This window comes from Burkholderia sp. Bp8986 (assembly GCF_003854225.1).
Classification (GTDB): Bacteria; Pseudomonadota; Gammaproteobacteria; order Burkholderiales; family Burkholderiaceae; genus Burkholderia.
The window spans coordinates 64,683-79,582 of the sequence record NZ_QTQM01000023.1 but is presented as its reverse complement, the minus strand read 5'-3'; the positions used below and the strand labels follow the sequence as shown (position 1 = coordinate 79,582).

Genomic DNA, 14,900 nt, shown 5'->3' with positions numbered 1-14,900 from the left:
ATGCCGACGGAATCCGATTTCATTTTCAGACGAGCGAGCACTCCATGAATCTCACCGACGCCGCACCGCTGTTTCAGCGGCCGGCCAACCTAAGCGACCCGGCGCACAGCGATGCCGGATTCGTCCGCATCGAGAAGCTGGTCAAGAAGTTCGGCGATGCGGTTGCCGTGCAGGAGGTCGACCTCTGCGTCGGCAAGGGCGAACTGTTCGCGCTGCTGGGCAGCTCCGGATGCGGAAAGTCGACGTTGTTGCGGATGCTGGCCGGCTTCGAGGCGCCGACTTCGGGCCGCATCCTCGTCGACGGCACGGACATCACGGAATGTCCACCGTATCGGCGGCCGGTCAACATGATGTTTCAGTCGTATGCGCTGTTTCCGCATCTGAGCGTCGCGCAGAACGTCGCGTTCGGGCTGAAATGGGAAAAGATGACACGGCATGCCCGCAGGGAGCGCGTCATGCAGATGCTCGAACTGGTGCAGATGGCCTCGTTCGCGAACCGGCGGCCCGATCAGCTTTCCGGTGGGCAGCAGCAGCGTGTCGCGCTTGCTCGATCGCTGGCGAAACAGCCGAAGCTCCTGCTTCTCGACGAACCGATGTCGGCACTGGATCGGCAGATTCGCCAGCAGACCCAGCTGGAACTCGTGAAGATCATCGAGAAGGTCGGCGTGACCTGCATCATGGTGACGCACGACCAGGAGGAGGCGATGGCGATGGCTGACCGTCTCGCGATCATGAGCGCCGGAAACATCGTGCAGACGGGAACGCCTCGCGACGTCTACGAATATCCGAATTGCCGGTTCACGGCGAGTTTCATCGGCACGACCAACATTCTCGAGGGAACCATACACGAGAGCAGCCCGGATCATACGGTGATCCGCTGCGGGCAACTCGAGTCGGAGATATACGTCGGCCACGGCATCACGGGTTCGCCCGGCATGGCGGTCGCCGTTTCGGTCCGGCCGACCCGGGTCAGGGTGTCGCGCCGACGGATTGCCGATGAACGCAACTGCGCTGTCGGCACGGTCGTCGACACGGTGTACATGGGCGATTATTCGAGCTTCCATGTTGCGCTTGCGAGCGGCAGGACATTGCTGTCGCATGTGCCGGTCGCGGGCGGGACGGTTGATCGCCTGCCCGCCGCGGGAGAAGAGGTCACCCTGTGCTGGGATGCAGACGACGTGATGGTGCTGACGGCATGAACATCTCCCGTATTCAGTTGACGCAGCGCCGCCGGTTGCCGACCGTGCTGCAACGCGTGCCGGCATGGTTCGGCTCGATTGCGCCGAGCCGGCGCAGCCTCGCGATCGCCGTTCCGTCGGCCTGGCTCGCGCTGGTGCTCGCCATTCCGTTTCTGCTGGTCCTCAAGATCAGTTTTTCAGACGTCGCGCTTCGAAGCCCGCCCTATACGGACACGATCGTCGTGTCGGATTCGCTGATTCGGATCATATTGAGCCTGCAGCATTACGCCAACGTGCTGACCGACAGTCTCTATGTGTCGACCTACTTCAGTTCGCTGAAAATCGCGGCGATCTCGACCGCACTGTGTCTCGTGCTCGGCTTCCCGTTCGCGTATTGCATTTCGCGGGCGTCGCCGGCGCGCAGGAACGTGCTGCTGCTCGGAGTGATGTTGCCGTTCTGGACGTCATTCCTGCTGCGGGTCTATGCGTGGAGCGGCATTCTCAAGGACGACGGCATCCTCAACCGCGCGCTGATGGCGGCCGGTCTGATCGCATCGCCGCTGCGCCTCTATCACACCGATATCGGCGTCTATATCGGGATGGTGTACTCGTACCTGCCGTTCATGATCATGCCGTTGTGCGCGCACCTGATGAAGATGGACATGCGCCTGCTCGAGGCGGCCTACGATCTCGGTGCCGGGCCGGTGGAGGCGTTCTTTCGCGTCACCATCCCGCTCGCGCGAAACGGCATTGTCGCCGGCAGCTTGCTCGTGTTCATTCCGTCGGTCGGCGAATACGTGATTCCTGAATTGCTCGGCGGATCCGACACGTTGATGATCGGGCGGTTGATGTGGGACGAGTTTTTCAACAATATGGACTGGCCGGCAGCGGCGGCCATCACCGTCGCGATGATGGTGTTGCTGCTCGTGCCGATCGCTGCATTTCAGCATTACCAGAACCGCGAGCGTGGAGGCACGGCGTGAAGAACATGACTGGCAAGGCGAGTGTGCTCGTGCTCGTTCTCGGATTTGCATTCCTGTATTTTCCGATCGCAAGCGTGATCGTTTACTCGTTCAACGATTCGAAGCTGGCAAGCGTGTGGTCCCATGCATCGTTGAGATGGTATGCCGAGCTGACGCGCGACGACGAACTGCTGCATGCGGCCGGGCTTTCGTTGAAGATCGCGTTTTGCACCGCATGCCTGTCGGCCCTGATCGGCACATGGGCGGGCTTCGTTCTCGCGCGCTTCAATCGCTTTCGTGGGCGGTCCGCGTTTTCGCTGTTGATCAATGCGCCGCTCGTCATTCCGGAAGTGGTACTCGGCATCGCGTTGCTGCTGTTGTTCGTCGCGCTCGAGCAGTGTCTCGGCTGGCCGTCCGGGCGCGGCTGGATGACGATGGCGATCGGACATACGGTGCTGTGCGTCTCGTACGTCGCGGTCATCGTTCAGTCGCGCGTGAAGGAGCTGAATATCGCCATCGAGGAAGCTGCGCTCGATCTGGGTGCCGGCCCGGTCGCCGCGTTCTTTCACGTGACGCTCCCGGCGATCTTTCAAGCGATCGCGTCCGGATGGCTGCTGTCGTTCACGATTTCGCTCGACGACCTCATTCTGTCGGCATTTCTCTCCGGGCCGGGTTCGACCACGCTGCCGCTGGTGGTGTTCTCCCGGGTGCGGCTCGGGATGAATCCGGAGATGAACGCGCTGGCAACCGTGATGATCGGGGGCGTATCGCTGATCGTGCTGACGGCGAGCGGTCTGAAACGCCGGCAGGTTCGATTTGCGCGGTAACGGCGAACTCGGCTGCCGGCCGGGATCCGACGGCGCATTCTTCGAAAACAGGGGCGGACCGTGACCGGGCAGTCCGGGAAATTCCTACTAGTTGTCTAGGGAGGTTGCCCTCATCATGTTTCTTATTGTGGAACTTAGTTCCAAAATATGGAACCGATGATGGGCTCTCTCGAAAACACCAGTGCGATTTTTCAGCTTCTGACTCGTCTGCGGCGGGCTGTGACAGTCAGCGATGTCGTCCAGCACCTCGATATGCCGAAGAGTTCGGCGTCGCGTGTCTTGAAGCAGATGGCGGAGCAGAAGCTCCTCGAACGCGATCCCGGGACGCTTGCCTACGGGCCGGCGTTGATGCTCCTCGAACTTGCGCACATGGTTCGGGCGTCGACGCCCCTGCTCAGCATGATGGACAAGGCGCTGAGCGGATTGTGCGAACAGACCGGACATACCGGGTACATCTCCGTCCTCGACGAGCAGGAAGTCGTCGTGCTCCGCGTTCACCCCGGCATTCATCCGTTGCGCGTCGTCACCTTTCCGGGGCAACGCGGGCCCGCATGGGCCGGTTCGACCGGCCGGGCACTCCTCGCGCGAGAGACCGACGACTCTGTCGCGCACCGATTCGCCGCCGGGTTGCCGGCAACCTCGTCGGCTGCGCCGGATACAGTCGCCGAACTCTTGCGGCGGATCGCGGAGACCCGTCGCACCGGCTTCTCGGTCGCGCTGGACGAATCGCTGCCGGGGATCGGTGCGGTCGGATGCGCGGTCGGCGATCCTTCCAGCGGTGAATCGCTGGCATTCAGTCTGACGTTTCCGCTCACGATGAGCACGCCGGCGGAGATCGAGCGTCTCGCTGCGACGATGCGCGAACAGGCATCCCAGCTGGGCCGCACGGTCGGTGATCCGTACTGGTCGACGGGACCGGCGGCGGCTGCCTGATGCTGCATCGAACGCAGCACCGTCGCTCGTACGCGGGTTTCTGACCGGTATTCAGTCTGGAGCGGCAGGCTGTCGATGCCATTCCAGATAGCTGCGCGGTCACTTAAATAAGTATGACTAATCGAAATTGATGGTGTTACAGAAAAGGAATACTGATATGTCCTCAGTCGGGAAGTCGATGCCGGATGACGAGTTGTCTCAGGAAGTTCATCCGGGTACGTTTACTTTTTCAAATGCAATTCTATTGGTAGTACTGAGTATAGTCGGGGCGATCATCGGCATCGAAGTGGTAACTTCACTTGGCGTCACGCCGATCACGTCGATTGTCGGCGCGCTTGTTGCGATGGTGCTGGGGCGTGTACCGCTTCGTCTGTTTGCCGGATACCGGTCGATTCACGTGCAGAACCTGGCTCAGAGCGCGATTTCCGCCGCGACGTTCGGCGCCGCCAACAGTTTGTTGCTGCCCATCGCCATTCCATACGTATTCGGTCGCTCCGACCTGGTAATGCCGATGTTCGCCGGCGCCGCGCTGGCGATGCTGCTCGACGGCTATCTGTTGTATCGGATGTTCGATACGCGATTGTTTCCCGCGTCCGGTGCATGGCCGCCGGGCATCGCCGCCGCGGAGGCGATCAAGGCCGGTGACCAGGGCGGCCGCCAGGCTCGTCTTCTCGGCGCCGGGGTGGCGGTGGGGGCGATCGGATCGTGGTTCAACATTCCGATGTCCGCGTTCGGCACGGCGTTCATCGGCAATACCTGGTCGCTTCTGATGTTCGGCATCGGTCTGCTGCTGCGCGGCTATTCGCAGCCGATCCTCGGAATTGATATCGCCAAGGCGTATATCCCTCACGGGATCATGATTGGCGCGGGCGTCGTTGCGCTGACGCAGGCCGTGATGATCATTCGGGGGCGGCGCGATGCCGACGCCGAGCATTCCGATTCCGCCAGGGGCGTCCGGGTGCTCGGCCAGTCGCTGCGGTTCGGCGCGATCGCCTACGTGTCGATCGCTGCCATGCTCGCGGTGCTGGGCGGGTTGTTCACGGAGATGTCGCCAGGCATGTTGATGGCGTTCGTGCTGTACGCGGCGCTGGCGGCATTCGTGCATGAGCTGATCGTCGGCATCGCCGCGATGCATTCCGGATGGTTTCCGGCATTCGCGGTCGCGCTGATTACGTTGCTGGTCGGCATGCTGATCGGCTTTCCGCCGATCGCACTGGCGTTGCTGTGCGGCTTTTCCGCGGCGACGGGCCCGGCATTCGCCGACATGGGCTATGACCTGAAAGCCGGTTATCTGCTGCGTGGTCGCGGCCAGAACGCGAACTTTGAAATCGCGGGGCGGCAGCAGCAGTTCTTTGCGGCGACGCTGGCGTTCGTCATCTCGATTCTGGTCGTCTATTTCGCGCATCGCAGCTATTTCCACGCCGGACTGATTCCGCCCGTCGCGAAGGTTTACGTGGCGACGATCAAGGCCGGTGTCGCGGCGGACGTCGCGAAGTCATTGGCGATCTGGGCGATTCCCGGTGCGATTGCCCAATGGTTGGGCGGCCCGAAGCGTCAGATCGGCGTGTTGCTCGCAACCGGCCTCCTGATTGCAAGTCCGCTGGCGGGCTGGTGCGTATTGACCGGCATCGCGTTGCGTCTGGTGATCGAGCGCATGGGTGGCGAAGCAGCGCGCGGCGGCATGGAGACGTTCGCCGCGGGCGTCATCGCCGGTGATGCGCTGTTCAGTTTCGTCAGCCCTCTGGTCACGTTGGGCAAGACGGGTAAATAACCAAGGTAAGTCACATGAGTTTGCATCAAACCATCCAGGTATTCGAAGCGCTCGACAGCGCCTATGCGTCGGGTCAAACGATTCAAGCGCTCTTTCGATTGTTTCCTGAAGTCGAGATCGAGGTAACACCTCTTGTCGGGGCGAAGGGCGATACCGATTTCGTCAGGATGACGATCCCGGGACGCGCGGGAAAGCGGGCGGGAGGCCATGCACCGACGCTCGGTATCGTCGGACGGTTGGGCGGTCTGGGCGCGAGGCCGGCGTGCATCGGTCTGGTATCCGATGCCGACGGTGCCATCGCGGCGGTGGCCACGGCACTCAAACTGGCAACCATGCGCGAACGGGGCGACGCATTGGCAGGCGACGTGATCATCACGACGCACGTGTGTCCAGACGCACCGACCCAACCGCGCGAGCCCGTCGACTTCATGGATTCGCCGGTCGAGTTCGAAAAGATCGAAGCTCAGGAAGTGCTGCCCGAGATGGATGCCGTCCTTTCCGTCGATACGACGAAAGGGAACAGGATTCTCAATCACAAGGGGTTCGCGATTTCACCGACGGTCAAGCAGGGCTATATCCTGCGCGTGTCGGAGGACCTGCTGCGAATCATGGAGATGACGACCGGCCGACTGCCCGTCACGTTTCCGGTGACGACTCAGGACATCACGCCATACGGGAACGGCGTGCATCATCTGAACAGCATCATGCAACCGTCGATTTCGACGTCTGCGCCGGTGGTCGGCGTCGCGATCTCGACCGAGGCGACGGTGCCCGGTTGTGGTACGGGCGCGAGTCATGAAATCGACATCGCGTCGGCCGTCGCATTCATGACCGAGGTTGCGAAAGCATTCACGAACGGAAAATGTCGGCTTCACGACATGGAAGAGTATGACCGTCTCGTCGAACTGTACGGCTCGCTCGCGCACCTCCAGCAGCGACGCGCGCTCGGTTGATGCAGAAATGAGTCATCGAGTGCTTGCCACGCTGACGATCGGCCAGGCGCCGAGGCCGGATATCGCACCGGTCGTCGAGGCATCGATGCCGCACGGCGTGAGGTGTGTTCATGCCGGAGTGCTGGATGGACTGACACGCGCCGAAATGAATAGACGCTTCGCGCCCCGCAAGATGCAACCAAAGCTCGTTACGCGGATTGCAGACGGTACGACCGTCGTCCTCGACAAAGAGGCTGTCGGCGTTGCAATGCAGGAAATGCTCGGGCGCCTCGAAGCGCGAGGATGCGACGCAGTTCTGCTGCTGTGCACCGGCGAATTCGACGGCCTTTCGTGCAGGCGTGCTCGGCTTTTCGAGCCCGACAAGATGATTCCGGCGGTAGTCGGTGTGATGGCTCAATCGTGGAAAGTCGGGGTCATCGTACCGCTTCGCGAACAGATCGAAACGGCGACGTCGAAGTGGCAACGCCTGGCGACGCCGGCGTTGTACGAAGCGTGGTCACCCTATACCGGCGACAACCGGGCGTTGACGGCGGCCGCGCGTGCGCTACGCGCACGCGGGGCGCAGATGCTGGTGCTCGACTGCATGGGATATGAACAGCGTCATCGCGAATATGCTTCTCACGAGGCGCGATGCCCGGTGATCCTGTCGAATTCTCTGGCGGCCAAACTGGTCGCCGAATGGATATGAATGTTGTCCGCGCCGTCGTCGCGGCAACGGTATTGTATTGAAGGAAGAAAATTGAAACGTCTTCTGTTGATGAGCAGTTCTCGCAAGGGCGATCTCGGATATCTGGCGCATGCGCGCGAGCAGATTGATGTTGCGCTCAAGGGGCGTGCAAAGCGGATTCTGTTCGTCCCTTATGCAGGTGGCATTACGTCGACCTACGACGAATACGAACAAATGACGCGCCCCGTTTTCGAACAGATCGGCTTCGAACTCGAGTCGATTCATCGCACCGATCCGCTTCGGGCGATTGCCGAAGCGGAGGCGATCGCGATCGGCGGCGGCAATACGTTCGCGCTGCTCAAGCGTCTGTATGACGAACGCATCGTCGATGCGATCCGGGAACGTGTGAATGACGGCATGCCATATATCGGCTGGAGCGCCGGGTGCAACGTCGCATGTCCGACGATCCGTACGACCAACGACATGCCGATCGTTCAGCCGCCGACCTTGCGCGCGCTCGGATTGGTCCATTTTCAGATCAATCCGCATTTCATCAGCGGAAAACCGGCGGGGTTCAACGGCGAAAGCCGGGAGGAGCGAATCGCCGAGTTTCTCGCGATCAATCCCCGGGAGCACGTCGTCGCATTGCCGGAGGGTACCGCACTGCTCGTCGACGGCGCCGCCGCGATGGTATTGGGCGACCAGGCCGCACTGCATTTCGTCGATTCACACAGGGCGATTCGCCTGACGGCGAACGAGATATTCAACCTGGGTGAAATCAAGGGGCCGGTGATCGACGGAAGCTGGCCCATCTCCAGGCAGTGATCGGCGCGTCGATCGTCAGCGGGCACCGGAATCGATGGTGGCTTGTCGTTGATCGACGGAACGGTGCCGCGCCGGGCTTCGCGCCGATTCCGGATACGGTAGGCGTTCGATAAGCGGCACTTCGGGATTTCATCAAGTACCGGTTCATTTCAACGTGGGAAATCAAGGAGGAGAAAATGGGGAAATATAAATTAGGAATGCTTGCTTGTGCGATATCGATGTATGGCGGTGTGGCTCAGGCGCAGAGCAGCGTGACGCTGTACGGAGTCATCGATGCAGGGATCACTTATGTCAGCAACACTGGCGGGTCCGGTGTCGCCAAATTCGACGACGGCGTATCGTATGGAAACCGTTGGGGCCTGAAGGGAACCGAGGATCTTGGGGGAGGGCTGGCGGCGGTCTTTGTGCTCGAAAGCGGATTCAGCGTGGCGAACGGGCAACTCGGATTCGGCGGCGCGGCGTTCGGGCGGCAGGCATACGTCGGGCTTCGGAACGAGTGGGGTACGTTGTCGCTCGGCAACCAGCTGGACATGACGAAGGAGTTTGTCACGTACTACAACGTATCCGGATGGGGGAGCGGGTACGCGATTCACCAGGGCGATTTCGACCGCTTCAATGGGGACCGGTTGCCGAATTCCGTGAAATTCAAGTCAGCCAACTTCGGCGGACTCGAGTTCGGCGGCATGTATTCCTTCGGCGGGGTGGCCGGGGCATTTCATCAAAACAGCGCCTACAGCGCCGGTGCGCATTATGCCAACGGTCGATTTTCGATGGGTGCCGCATATACGCAGCTCAACAATCCGCACGGGATATACGCGTTCGATCCATACCTGATGATCGGCACCAGCACGTTCCTCGGGAAGCCGACGGTCAGCGTCGATTCGGCAACCGGAGCCGTGACCGACTTGTATGCGAGCACGCCTTTTGCGGTCGACAAACAGGCGACGTTCGGTATTGGTGCGAGTTATGAAATCGGCAAGGTAACCCTGCTCGGCAATTTCACGTATTCGACCATCAAGGGAAACGGGCAAACGTCGAGAATGAAAGTCGGCGAGGGCGGTGCAGCCTGGCAGGTGACGCCGTCGTTCAGCGTGATCGGAGGGTATCAGTACACGACGTTCGAAGGCCATCACTGGAACGAAGGGGCGCTTGGCCTCCATTACCTGTTGTCGAAACGGACCGATGTCTATCTGTCGGGAGACTACGTGAAGGCGTCGAGCGGTGTGAACGCGGTGGTGGGTTACAGCTTCGTGCCGTCGTCGACCACGACGCAGGCAGACGTACGGATCGGGATGCGCCACTCGTTCTAGCCGCGATTTTGAGTAACGGATACTGTCCGCCTCATACCGGTTGACGTTCCTCGCCGAGCCCGCATGCAGGAAGATTGAATGGGGAATCCTCCTGATGCGGGCTCGCCGTGTAGGGAGCCAGACGCGAGGCGATCGTGAAGATAATGCGGAAGACGAGGGGATGGCTTCCGAACGGATTGCGCGAATTCACGAGCATCATGAAGAACGCGGAACGCCGGGGAGCGTCGTTGGCGGCAGGTGCGCGGCCCATGCCCTTGGCATCCGGTCGCCCAAGGGTTTCCGGTGTCACCGGGGACCAAGTGTGAGAGCGGTGGCGACGAAATAAAAAAAACCGCGAAGCGTTGCGCTGTTGCGGTTTTTTTGCAAATGCACGAAACACGGAAAAACCGTATCTGGTGCCGACGGCGAGACTCGAACTCGCACAGCTTTCGCCACTACCCCCTCAAGATAGCGTGTCTACCAATTTCACCACGTCGGCACTTCAGTACTGCAAGGGGCGCAATTCTAGCGCCACATTGCGCGTTTGTGAAGGGGGTGTGACGCGATCGCGGGGCAGGCGAGGGGGAACCCGGTAAAATTCGCCGGATCGATCCGACGATCCTCGCAACCGCAACCCGTTTTCTCCCCGTGACGACGACCCTCGACCAACTGCAGGCCGGCCAGCTGTCGGGCGCCCGGCAACTGAAGCTCGCGTGCGGGCTGACCGAATTCCCGCGCGAGATCTTCGATCTGGCGGATACGCTCGAAGTGCTCGATCTGTCCGGCAATGCGCTGTCCGCGCTGCCGGACGACCTGTCGCGGCTGCATCGCCTGCGCATCCTGTTCGCGTCCGGCAATCGCTTCACCGAATTTCCTGAAGTGCTCGGCACGTGCGTGCAGCTCGACATGATCGGCTTCAAGGCGAACCGGATCCGCACGGTGCCGCGCGATTCGCTGCCGCGTGCGCTGCGCTGGCTGATCCTGACCGACAACGAAATCGACGCGCTGCCCGCCGAGATCGGCGATTGCGCACGCCTGCAGAAACTGATGCTCGCGGGCAACCGATTGCGTGCGTTGCCGCCCGAGATGGCCGCCTGCCGTGCGCTGGAGCTGGTGCGGCTGTCGGCGAACCGGCTCGACGCGCTGCCGGACTGGCTGTTGCGCCTGCCGCGCCTCGCGTGGCTCGCATCGGCGGGCAATCCGTTCGGCGCCGCGCCGGAAGCCGCGGCTTCGGCCGAGCCGGGCGTCGCGGACATCGACTGGACGTCGCTGACCTGCGACGAGAAGCTCGGCGAAGGCGCGTCGGGCGTAATCTACCGCGCGCAATGGCGTGTGGACGGCGCCGTGCCGCGAGCGGTCGCGGTCAAGCTGTTCAAGGGGGCGGTGACGAGCGACGGCCTGCCCGATTGCGAAATGGCCGCCTGCCTGCACGCCGGGCGCCATCCGAACATGATTCCGGTGATCGGCAAGGTGCGCGGTCATCCGGACGGCACGCACGGCCTCGTGATGGCGCTGGTCGATCCGGCGCTGACCAATCTCGCCGGGCCGCCGAGCTTCGCGTCCTGCACGCGCGACGTGTATGCGGCCGATGCGCGATTCGCGCCGGCCGACGCGTCGCGGATCGCGCTCGGCATCGCGTCGGTCGCCGCGCATCTGCACGCGCGCGGCATCATGCACGGCGACCTGTACGCGCACAACATCCTGCACGACGGCAAGGGCGGCGCGCTGCTCGGAGATTTCGGCGCGGCGTCGGTCTACGACGTGAACGACCGCGAGCGCGCGGCGCGGCTCGAACGGCTGGAGGTCAGGGCGTTCGGCCATCTGCTCGGCGAGTTGCTGGCGCGCTGCGAGCCGCGTGCATGGGAAGGCTCGCACGCACTCGACGCGCTGGCGGCCGAGTGCCTGAACGAAGATATCGACGCGCGGCCGTCGTTCGGCGAGATTGCGGCAGCGCTGGCCGAATCGAAGGGCTGACGATTCCGCCCGCGCCGCGGCGCGGGCCCTCGCCGTGCGGATGCTTACGCCTGCCGCGCGGTCAGCAGCTTGATCCCGAGCCCGACGAACAGCAGCCCGCTCGCGCGCTTGGCCGCGCGTACCCACGGGCTGATGCCGAGGCCACGATGGAGCCGGCGCACGCCGAACGAATAGACGCTGTGCACGATGACGACGGTGCAGGCGATCGTCGCGTACATCGCGACGAACTGCATCGCGAGCGGGCGATCGTGCGCGATGAACTGCGGCATGAATGCCGACAGGAAGATCATCGTCTTCGGATTGCTGCCCGACACGAACAGCGCTTCGCGGAACAGTTTCCTGCGGTCGGGCTCGACGATCGCGGCCTCGCCGTCCGGCGAACGGCGGTTGCGCCCGCCGCGCAGTTGCCGGATGCCCAGATAGATCAAATACGCGGCGCCGACGACCTTCATCGCGATGAACAGCGGCGGCATCTCGGCCAGCACGGCGCCGACGCCGAACGCGACGAGCATGACCACCGCGCCTTGCGCGACGAGGTTGCCCGCGATCGTCGCGGCGGTGCCGCGCGAGCCGTAGCGCACCGTGTTGCGGATGACGAGCAGCACGTTGGGGCCCGGCGACAGCGTGGTGGCGAGATAGGCTGCGGCAAACAGCAGCCAGGTCTGAATGGACATGCGGCGCTCCGAAAGGCGGGTTCTGCGGTCGGGGTGAATCCGTGCATGATGCCACGGCGGCGCGGTTCACCCCGACACACGGCGTCAACGCGCGTCGCGCACGCAGTAGGCGGCGATCGACGACGGCGAATCGATCGCGGACGGCCGCGTCATCCAGGCGATCCACCCCGCCCATAACCCGCAGACGATCAGCACGGCGACATTCAACGGCGTCCGGTAGCGGACGATCAGGTTGGCCAGCGGCAGGCGTTCCTTGCTCATGTGCATCTCCTTCGGTCGTTGCGCAGGCGGCGTTACTGGCCGGTGTAGGACGGCGCCTTCGCGTCGCAGGTCACGGACGCCGTCGCGCCGTCGGCGAAATGCAGCCGCAACGGCACCTTCGCGCCGGGCGCGACGGGCTGGCGCGGCTCCTCCAGCATCACGTGATAGCCCTTCGGCCTGAACGTCACCGTGCCGTGCGCGGGCACGTCGACCGCTTCGACGTGAACCATCTTCGCGGTGCTGCCGGCCGTCTGCGTTTCGTGCATCATCGCCATCCCGAACGCGGGCGTATCGATGCCCGTGAGCGTGACGGGCTTGTCGCCGTCGTTCTTCAGCGTGAAATAGCCGGATGACGGCACCGTCGCCGGCATCGTGCGGATCCAGCATGCATCGGCCTGGACGGCCGACGCGGCGAACGTGGCGGGCGCCTGCAGCGCCAGCAGGGCGAACAGCAGGCTGGTCGGAATCGAGCGTTTCATTGTTGGTGTTCCTGATCGGGTAGGGAAGCGCGGGCAGCGTATGCGGTTACTTCAGCGTGAACGCGTAGCGGCCCTGCGTGCGATGGCCGTCGCTCGCCACCGCAACCCATGCGACCGTGTACGTGCCGGGCGTCAGGTTCGCCAGTGCGACATGCATCCGCTTCCGGTTGCCGGCGTCGACCGCGGATTTCCCGTCGGCGACCGACTGGCCGTGGCTGTCGGTGACGGCGATCGAACTGAATGCGGGTTCGAGCGTTTCGCTGAAGTCGATCGTGACCGCGTGCGGCGCGCTCGACAGCGTGGCGTCGGCGGCCGGTTCCAGGGTTTTCGGGTGCGCGTGCGCGTGTGCGGCCTGGGCGACGACGAAGCCGAGAGCGACGAGTGCGCCGCGGAGGAATGCAGTGGTTTTCATGACGGGATGATCCGGTTGGAAATAATAAGGAAAACGATGTATTCGAATTCGGCACGCGGCCGCGCGTTCGCGCACGCGCAACCGCCTGAAGCGGGCGAGCGCACGCACGGCACGGCGCCGCGAGCAATACGGTCGAACATGATCGTCCTTCGAAACGTGACACGGCGTGCACGCGCGGGCGCGTGCGGACGGCGCGATGCGCTGCGGCATCACGCGCGGTGACGACGAATCAGGACGCGAGCGGCGGGGCGCGCGGCTGCGCGGCCGTGAGCGGCAGCGCGCGGCGCAGGCTTTCGAAGCGGGTTGCTTCGCGGTGCTGGAGCGGGTGGACGTTGGCCGCGAACGTCAGTTCGGGCGCGGGCAGGGCCGGCGTATGGGCGAGCAGGCTGCAATAGCCGCAGGCCTGCAGATGCGCCTGCAGGCTTTTCGACGACGCATTGCCGGCGTGGCCGCCGTCAGCCGGCGCGGCCGTGCAGTGGCCGGCAAGCAGCGCGTCGACGCGGCCTTGCGTCGTCAGCGCCTGCGAGATCGTCGGCGCGAGCGCCGTCATCAGGATGGCGAGCATCCCGATCAGACTGACGATCTTCCGGAAACGACGACTCAGCATGCGATGCGCGGGGCGGCGTAGGGTAACGATGGAGCGGATTATGCCATGCACCCGCGGCGAGGGCATGCGGGCACGTGGATACCGGGAATGACGCGCGGCGCGCTCACGCGTGCTTCGCCAGATATTTCGTGATCAGCATCATCTGCGCGGCCCAGCCGTGATCGTTCATCTCGCGCGCCTTCGCACGGCGCGCTTCGATCAGCTGGTCGAAACCCGTCTCGGTGACCGTCAGCAGCGTGCCGCCGTCCTTTTCCGCGAGCGCGAACGTGACGAGCGTCATCGGCTCGGACGTGTAATCGAAGTTCGGGTCGATCGCGAACGGGTGCCAGCGAAAGGAGAACAGTTGTTTCGGCTCGACGCGATCGACGACGATTTCGAACACAGTGCCCGCATACGGCTCCTGTGCCTTGGCGATGTCGTCGTCGACGCGCGTCGGCGTGATGCGGCCGAACAGCGGCTGGTCGGGCACGAACGGCCCGTCGAACGACACGCCGAACCAGATGCCGAATTCGCCGGCATTGCCGACGGCTTCCCAGACGCGCGCCAGCGGCGCGGCGAGCAAGGCTTGTTTCTCGATGCGATCGGTGGACTGGGTCATCATCTTCTCCAGGCAGGCATCATCGTTGCGGGACGGCGCGCGGCCGCGCGCCGCGTTCAGTCGATCATGACCGCATCGGGCACGTCGAGCACGACATCCGAAGTCGCGACGGCCACGCACGGCAGCGTATAGCCGTCGGCCTTTTCCTCGCGGCTTAGGCCCGGCCATTCGATCGTATAGCGTACGCTGCCGCTGACGATCCTGCACAGGCAGCTTCGGCATGTGCCGTTGCGGCACGAGCGCGGCAGCCTGACGTGCGCGAACGCGGCGGCCTCGAGCAGCGTCAGCGAATCGGGCGCGTCGAACGTCGCGCCGAGCGGCTCGATGCGCACGAGAGGCGGGTGGTCGGGATCGGTCATGGGTGAAAGCGGGCGGCGAATCGGCAGCGAAGCGAGGAAAGGCAGCGCGATGCCGGAAGGCAACGCAAGCGCCAAGCATACCCGAAGCCGCCTGCGGCCGGCGCCCGGCGGGCGGACATCCGGCCCGGAAC

General features: G+C 63.4%; 19 protein-coding genes and 1 tRNA gene. 10 read left to right on the top strand and 10 right to left on the bottom strand.

Annotated features, from left to right (window positions below; translation table 11 throughout):
* Nucleotides 1-44 precede the first annotated feature (44 nt).
* The 9 genes from DID99_RS20970 (at nt 45) to DID99_RS20930 (ending at nt 9,426) form a co-directional block, all read left to right on the top strand.
* Entirely contained in the window at nt 45-1,199 is a 1,155-nt protein-coding gene (locus tag DID99_RS20970) for an ABC transporter ATP-binding protein (RefSeq protein ID WP_124667473.1), read from the top strand.
* Entirely contained in the window at nt 1,196-2,161 is a 966-nt protein-coding gene (locus DID99_RS20965) for an ABC transporter permease subunit (RefSeq protein WP_124667472.1), read from the top strand. The genes DID99_RS20970 and DID99_RS20965 overlap by 4 nt, the downstream gene beginning before the upstream one ends.
* A gap of 5 nt (nt 2,162-2,166) precedes the next feature.
* Nucleotides 2,167-2,967 (top strand): ABC transporter permease subunit, encoded by an 801-nt coding sequence (locus DID99_RS20960; RefSeq protein ID WP_124667501.1) that lies wholly within the window; start codon nt 2,167-2,169, stop codon nt 2,965-2,967.
* Nucleotides 2,968-3,126: 159 nt separating this feature from the next.
* A complete protein-coding gene (locus DID99_RS20955) occupies nt 3,127-3,900 on the top strand; it encodes an IclR family transcriptional regulator (RefSeq protein WP_185733802.1) in 774 nt (257 codons plus the stop codon).
* 157 nt (nt 3,901-4,057) lie between these two features.
* Nucleotides 4,058-5,671: an OPT/YSL family transporter gene (locus tag DID99_RS20950; protein WP_311767496.1), complete on the top strand. Its 1,614-nt coding sequence runs from the start codon at nt 4,058-4,060 to the stop codon at nt 5,669-5,671.
* A 14-nt stretch (nt 5,672-5,685) separates the two neighbouring features.
* Nucleotides 5,686-6,624 carry a DUF1177 domain-containing protein gene (locus tag DID99_RS20945; protein ID WP_124667470.1) on the top strand — a complete coding sequence of 313 codons (939 nt, stop codon included), beginning with the start codon at nt 5,686-5,688 and terminating at the stop codon, nt 6,622-6,624.
* A gap of 19 nt (nt 6,625-6,643) precedes the next feature.
* Nucleotides 6,644-7,312 carry an AroM family protein gene (locus DID99_RS20940; protein ID WP_185733801.1) on the top strand — a complete coding sequence of 223 codons (669 nt, stop codon included), beginning with the start codon at nt 6,644-6,646 and terminating at the stop codon, nt 7,310-7,312.
* A gap of 69 nt (nt 7,313-7,381) precedes the next feature.
* Entirely contained in the window at nt 7,382-8,116 is a 735-nt protein-coding gene (gene pepE, locus DID99_RS20935) for a dipeptidase PepE (RefSeq protein ID WP_260444638.1), read from the top strand.
* Nucleotides 8,117-8,292: 176 nt separating this feature from the next.
* Entirely contained in the window at nt 8,293-9,426 is a 1,134-nt protein-coding gene (locus tag DID99_RS20930) for a porin (RefSeq protein WP_124667467.1), read from the top strand.
* 31 nt (nt 9,427-9,457) lie between these two features.
* Here the strand turns inward: DID99_RS20930 and DID99_RS20925 are convergent, their stop codons facing one another.
* Both DID99_RS20925 and DID99_RS20920 read right to left on the bottom strand, forming a co-directional pair.
* Nucleotides 9,458-9,805: a hypothetical protein gene (locus DID99_RS20925; RefSeq protein WP_124667466.1), complete on the bottom strand. Its 348-nt coding sequence runs from the start codon at nt 9,803-9,805 to the stop codon at nt 9,458-9,460.
* Between the two features lie 14 nt (nt 9,806-9,819).
* Nucleotides 9,820-9,904: transfer RNA gene (locus DID99_RS20920), tRNA-Leu, on the bottom strand.
* A 149-nt stretch (nt 9,905-10,053) separates the two neighbouring features.
* Between DID99_RS20920 and DID99_RS20915 the strand changes: the two genes are divergently transcribed.
* Nucleotides 10,054-11,379 carry a leucine-rich repeat-containing protein kinase family protein gene (locus DID99_RS20915; RefSeq protein WP_124667465.1) on the top strand — a complete coding sequence of 442 codons (1,326 nt, stop codon included), beginning with the start codon at nt 10,054-10,056 and terminating at the stop codon, nt 11,377-11,379.
* Nucleotides 11,380-11,423: 44 nt separating this feature from the next.
* Here the strand turns inward: DID99_RS20915 and DID99_RS20910 are convergent, their stop codons facing one another.
* From DID99_RS20910 to DID99_RS20885, 8 genes are all read right to left on the bottom strand, one after another.
* A complete protein-coding gene (locus DID99_RS20910; protein WP_124667464.1) occupies nt 11,424-12,053 on the bottom strand; it encodes a LysE family translocator in 630 nt (209 codons plus the stop codon).
* A gap of 84 nt (nt 12,054-12,137) precedes the next feature.
* A complete protein-coding gene (locus DID99_RS37350) occupies nt 12,138-12,314 on the bottom strand; it encodes a hypothetical protein (protein ID WP_185733800.1) in 177 nt (58 codons plus the stop codon).
* A gap of 32 nt (nt 12,315-12,346) precedes the next feature.
* A complete protein-coding gene (locus tag DID99_RS20905) occupies nt 12,347-12,793 on the bottom strand; it encodes a copper chaperone PCu(A)C (RefSeq protein WP_044846864.1) in 447 nt (148 codons plus the stop codon).
* Between the two features lie 46 nt (nt 12,794-12,839).
* The gene (gene copC / locus DID99_RS20900) at nt 12,840-13,205 is read right to left on the bottom strand and encodes a copper homeostasis periplasmic binding protein CopC (RefSeq protein WP_044846865.1); all 366 of its coding nucleotides are present in this window, start codon (nt 13,203-13,205) and stop codon (nt 12,840-12,842) included.
* On the bottom strand, nt 13,202-13,345 hold the full coding sequence (locus tag DID99_RS37345; RefSeq protein ID WP_185733799.1) for a hypothetical protein: 144 nt from the start codon (nt 13,343-13,345) through the stop codon (nt 13,202-13,204). Before DID99_RS37345 ends, copC begins: the two co-directional genes overlap by 4 nt.
* 89 nt (nt 13,346-13,434) lie before the next feature.
* Nucleotides 13,435-13,812: a DUF2946 domain-containing protein gene (locus tag DID99_RS20895; protein WP_124667463.1), complete on the bottom strand. Its 378-nt coding sequence runs from the start codon at nt 13,810-13,812 to the stop codon at nt 13,435-13,437.
* Between the two features lie 103 nt (nt 13,813-13,915).
* Nucleotides 13,916-14,410, bottom strand: coding sequence for an SRPBCC family protein (locus DID99_RS20890; RefSeq protein WP_124667462.1), 495 nt, complete (start codon nt 14,408-14,410; stop codon nt 13,916-13,918).
* Between the two features lie 56 nt (nt 14,411-14,466).
* Entirely contained in the window at nt 14,467-14,769 is a 303-nt protein-coding gene (locus tag DID99_RS20885; protein WP_059527056.1) for a 2Fe-2S iron-sulfur cluster-binding protein, read from the bottom strand.
* Nucleotides 14,770-14,900: the final 131 nt, after the last annotated feature.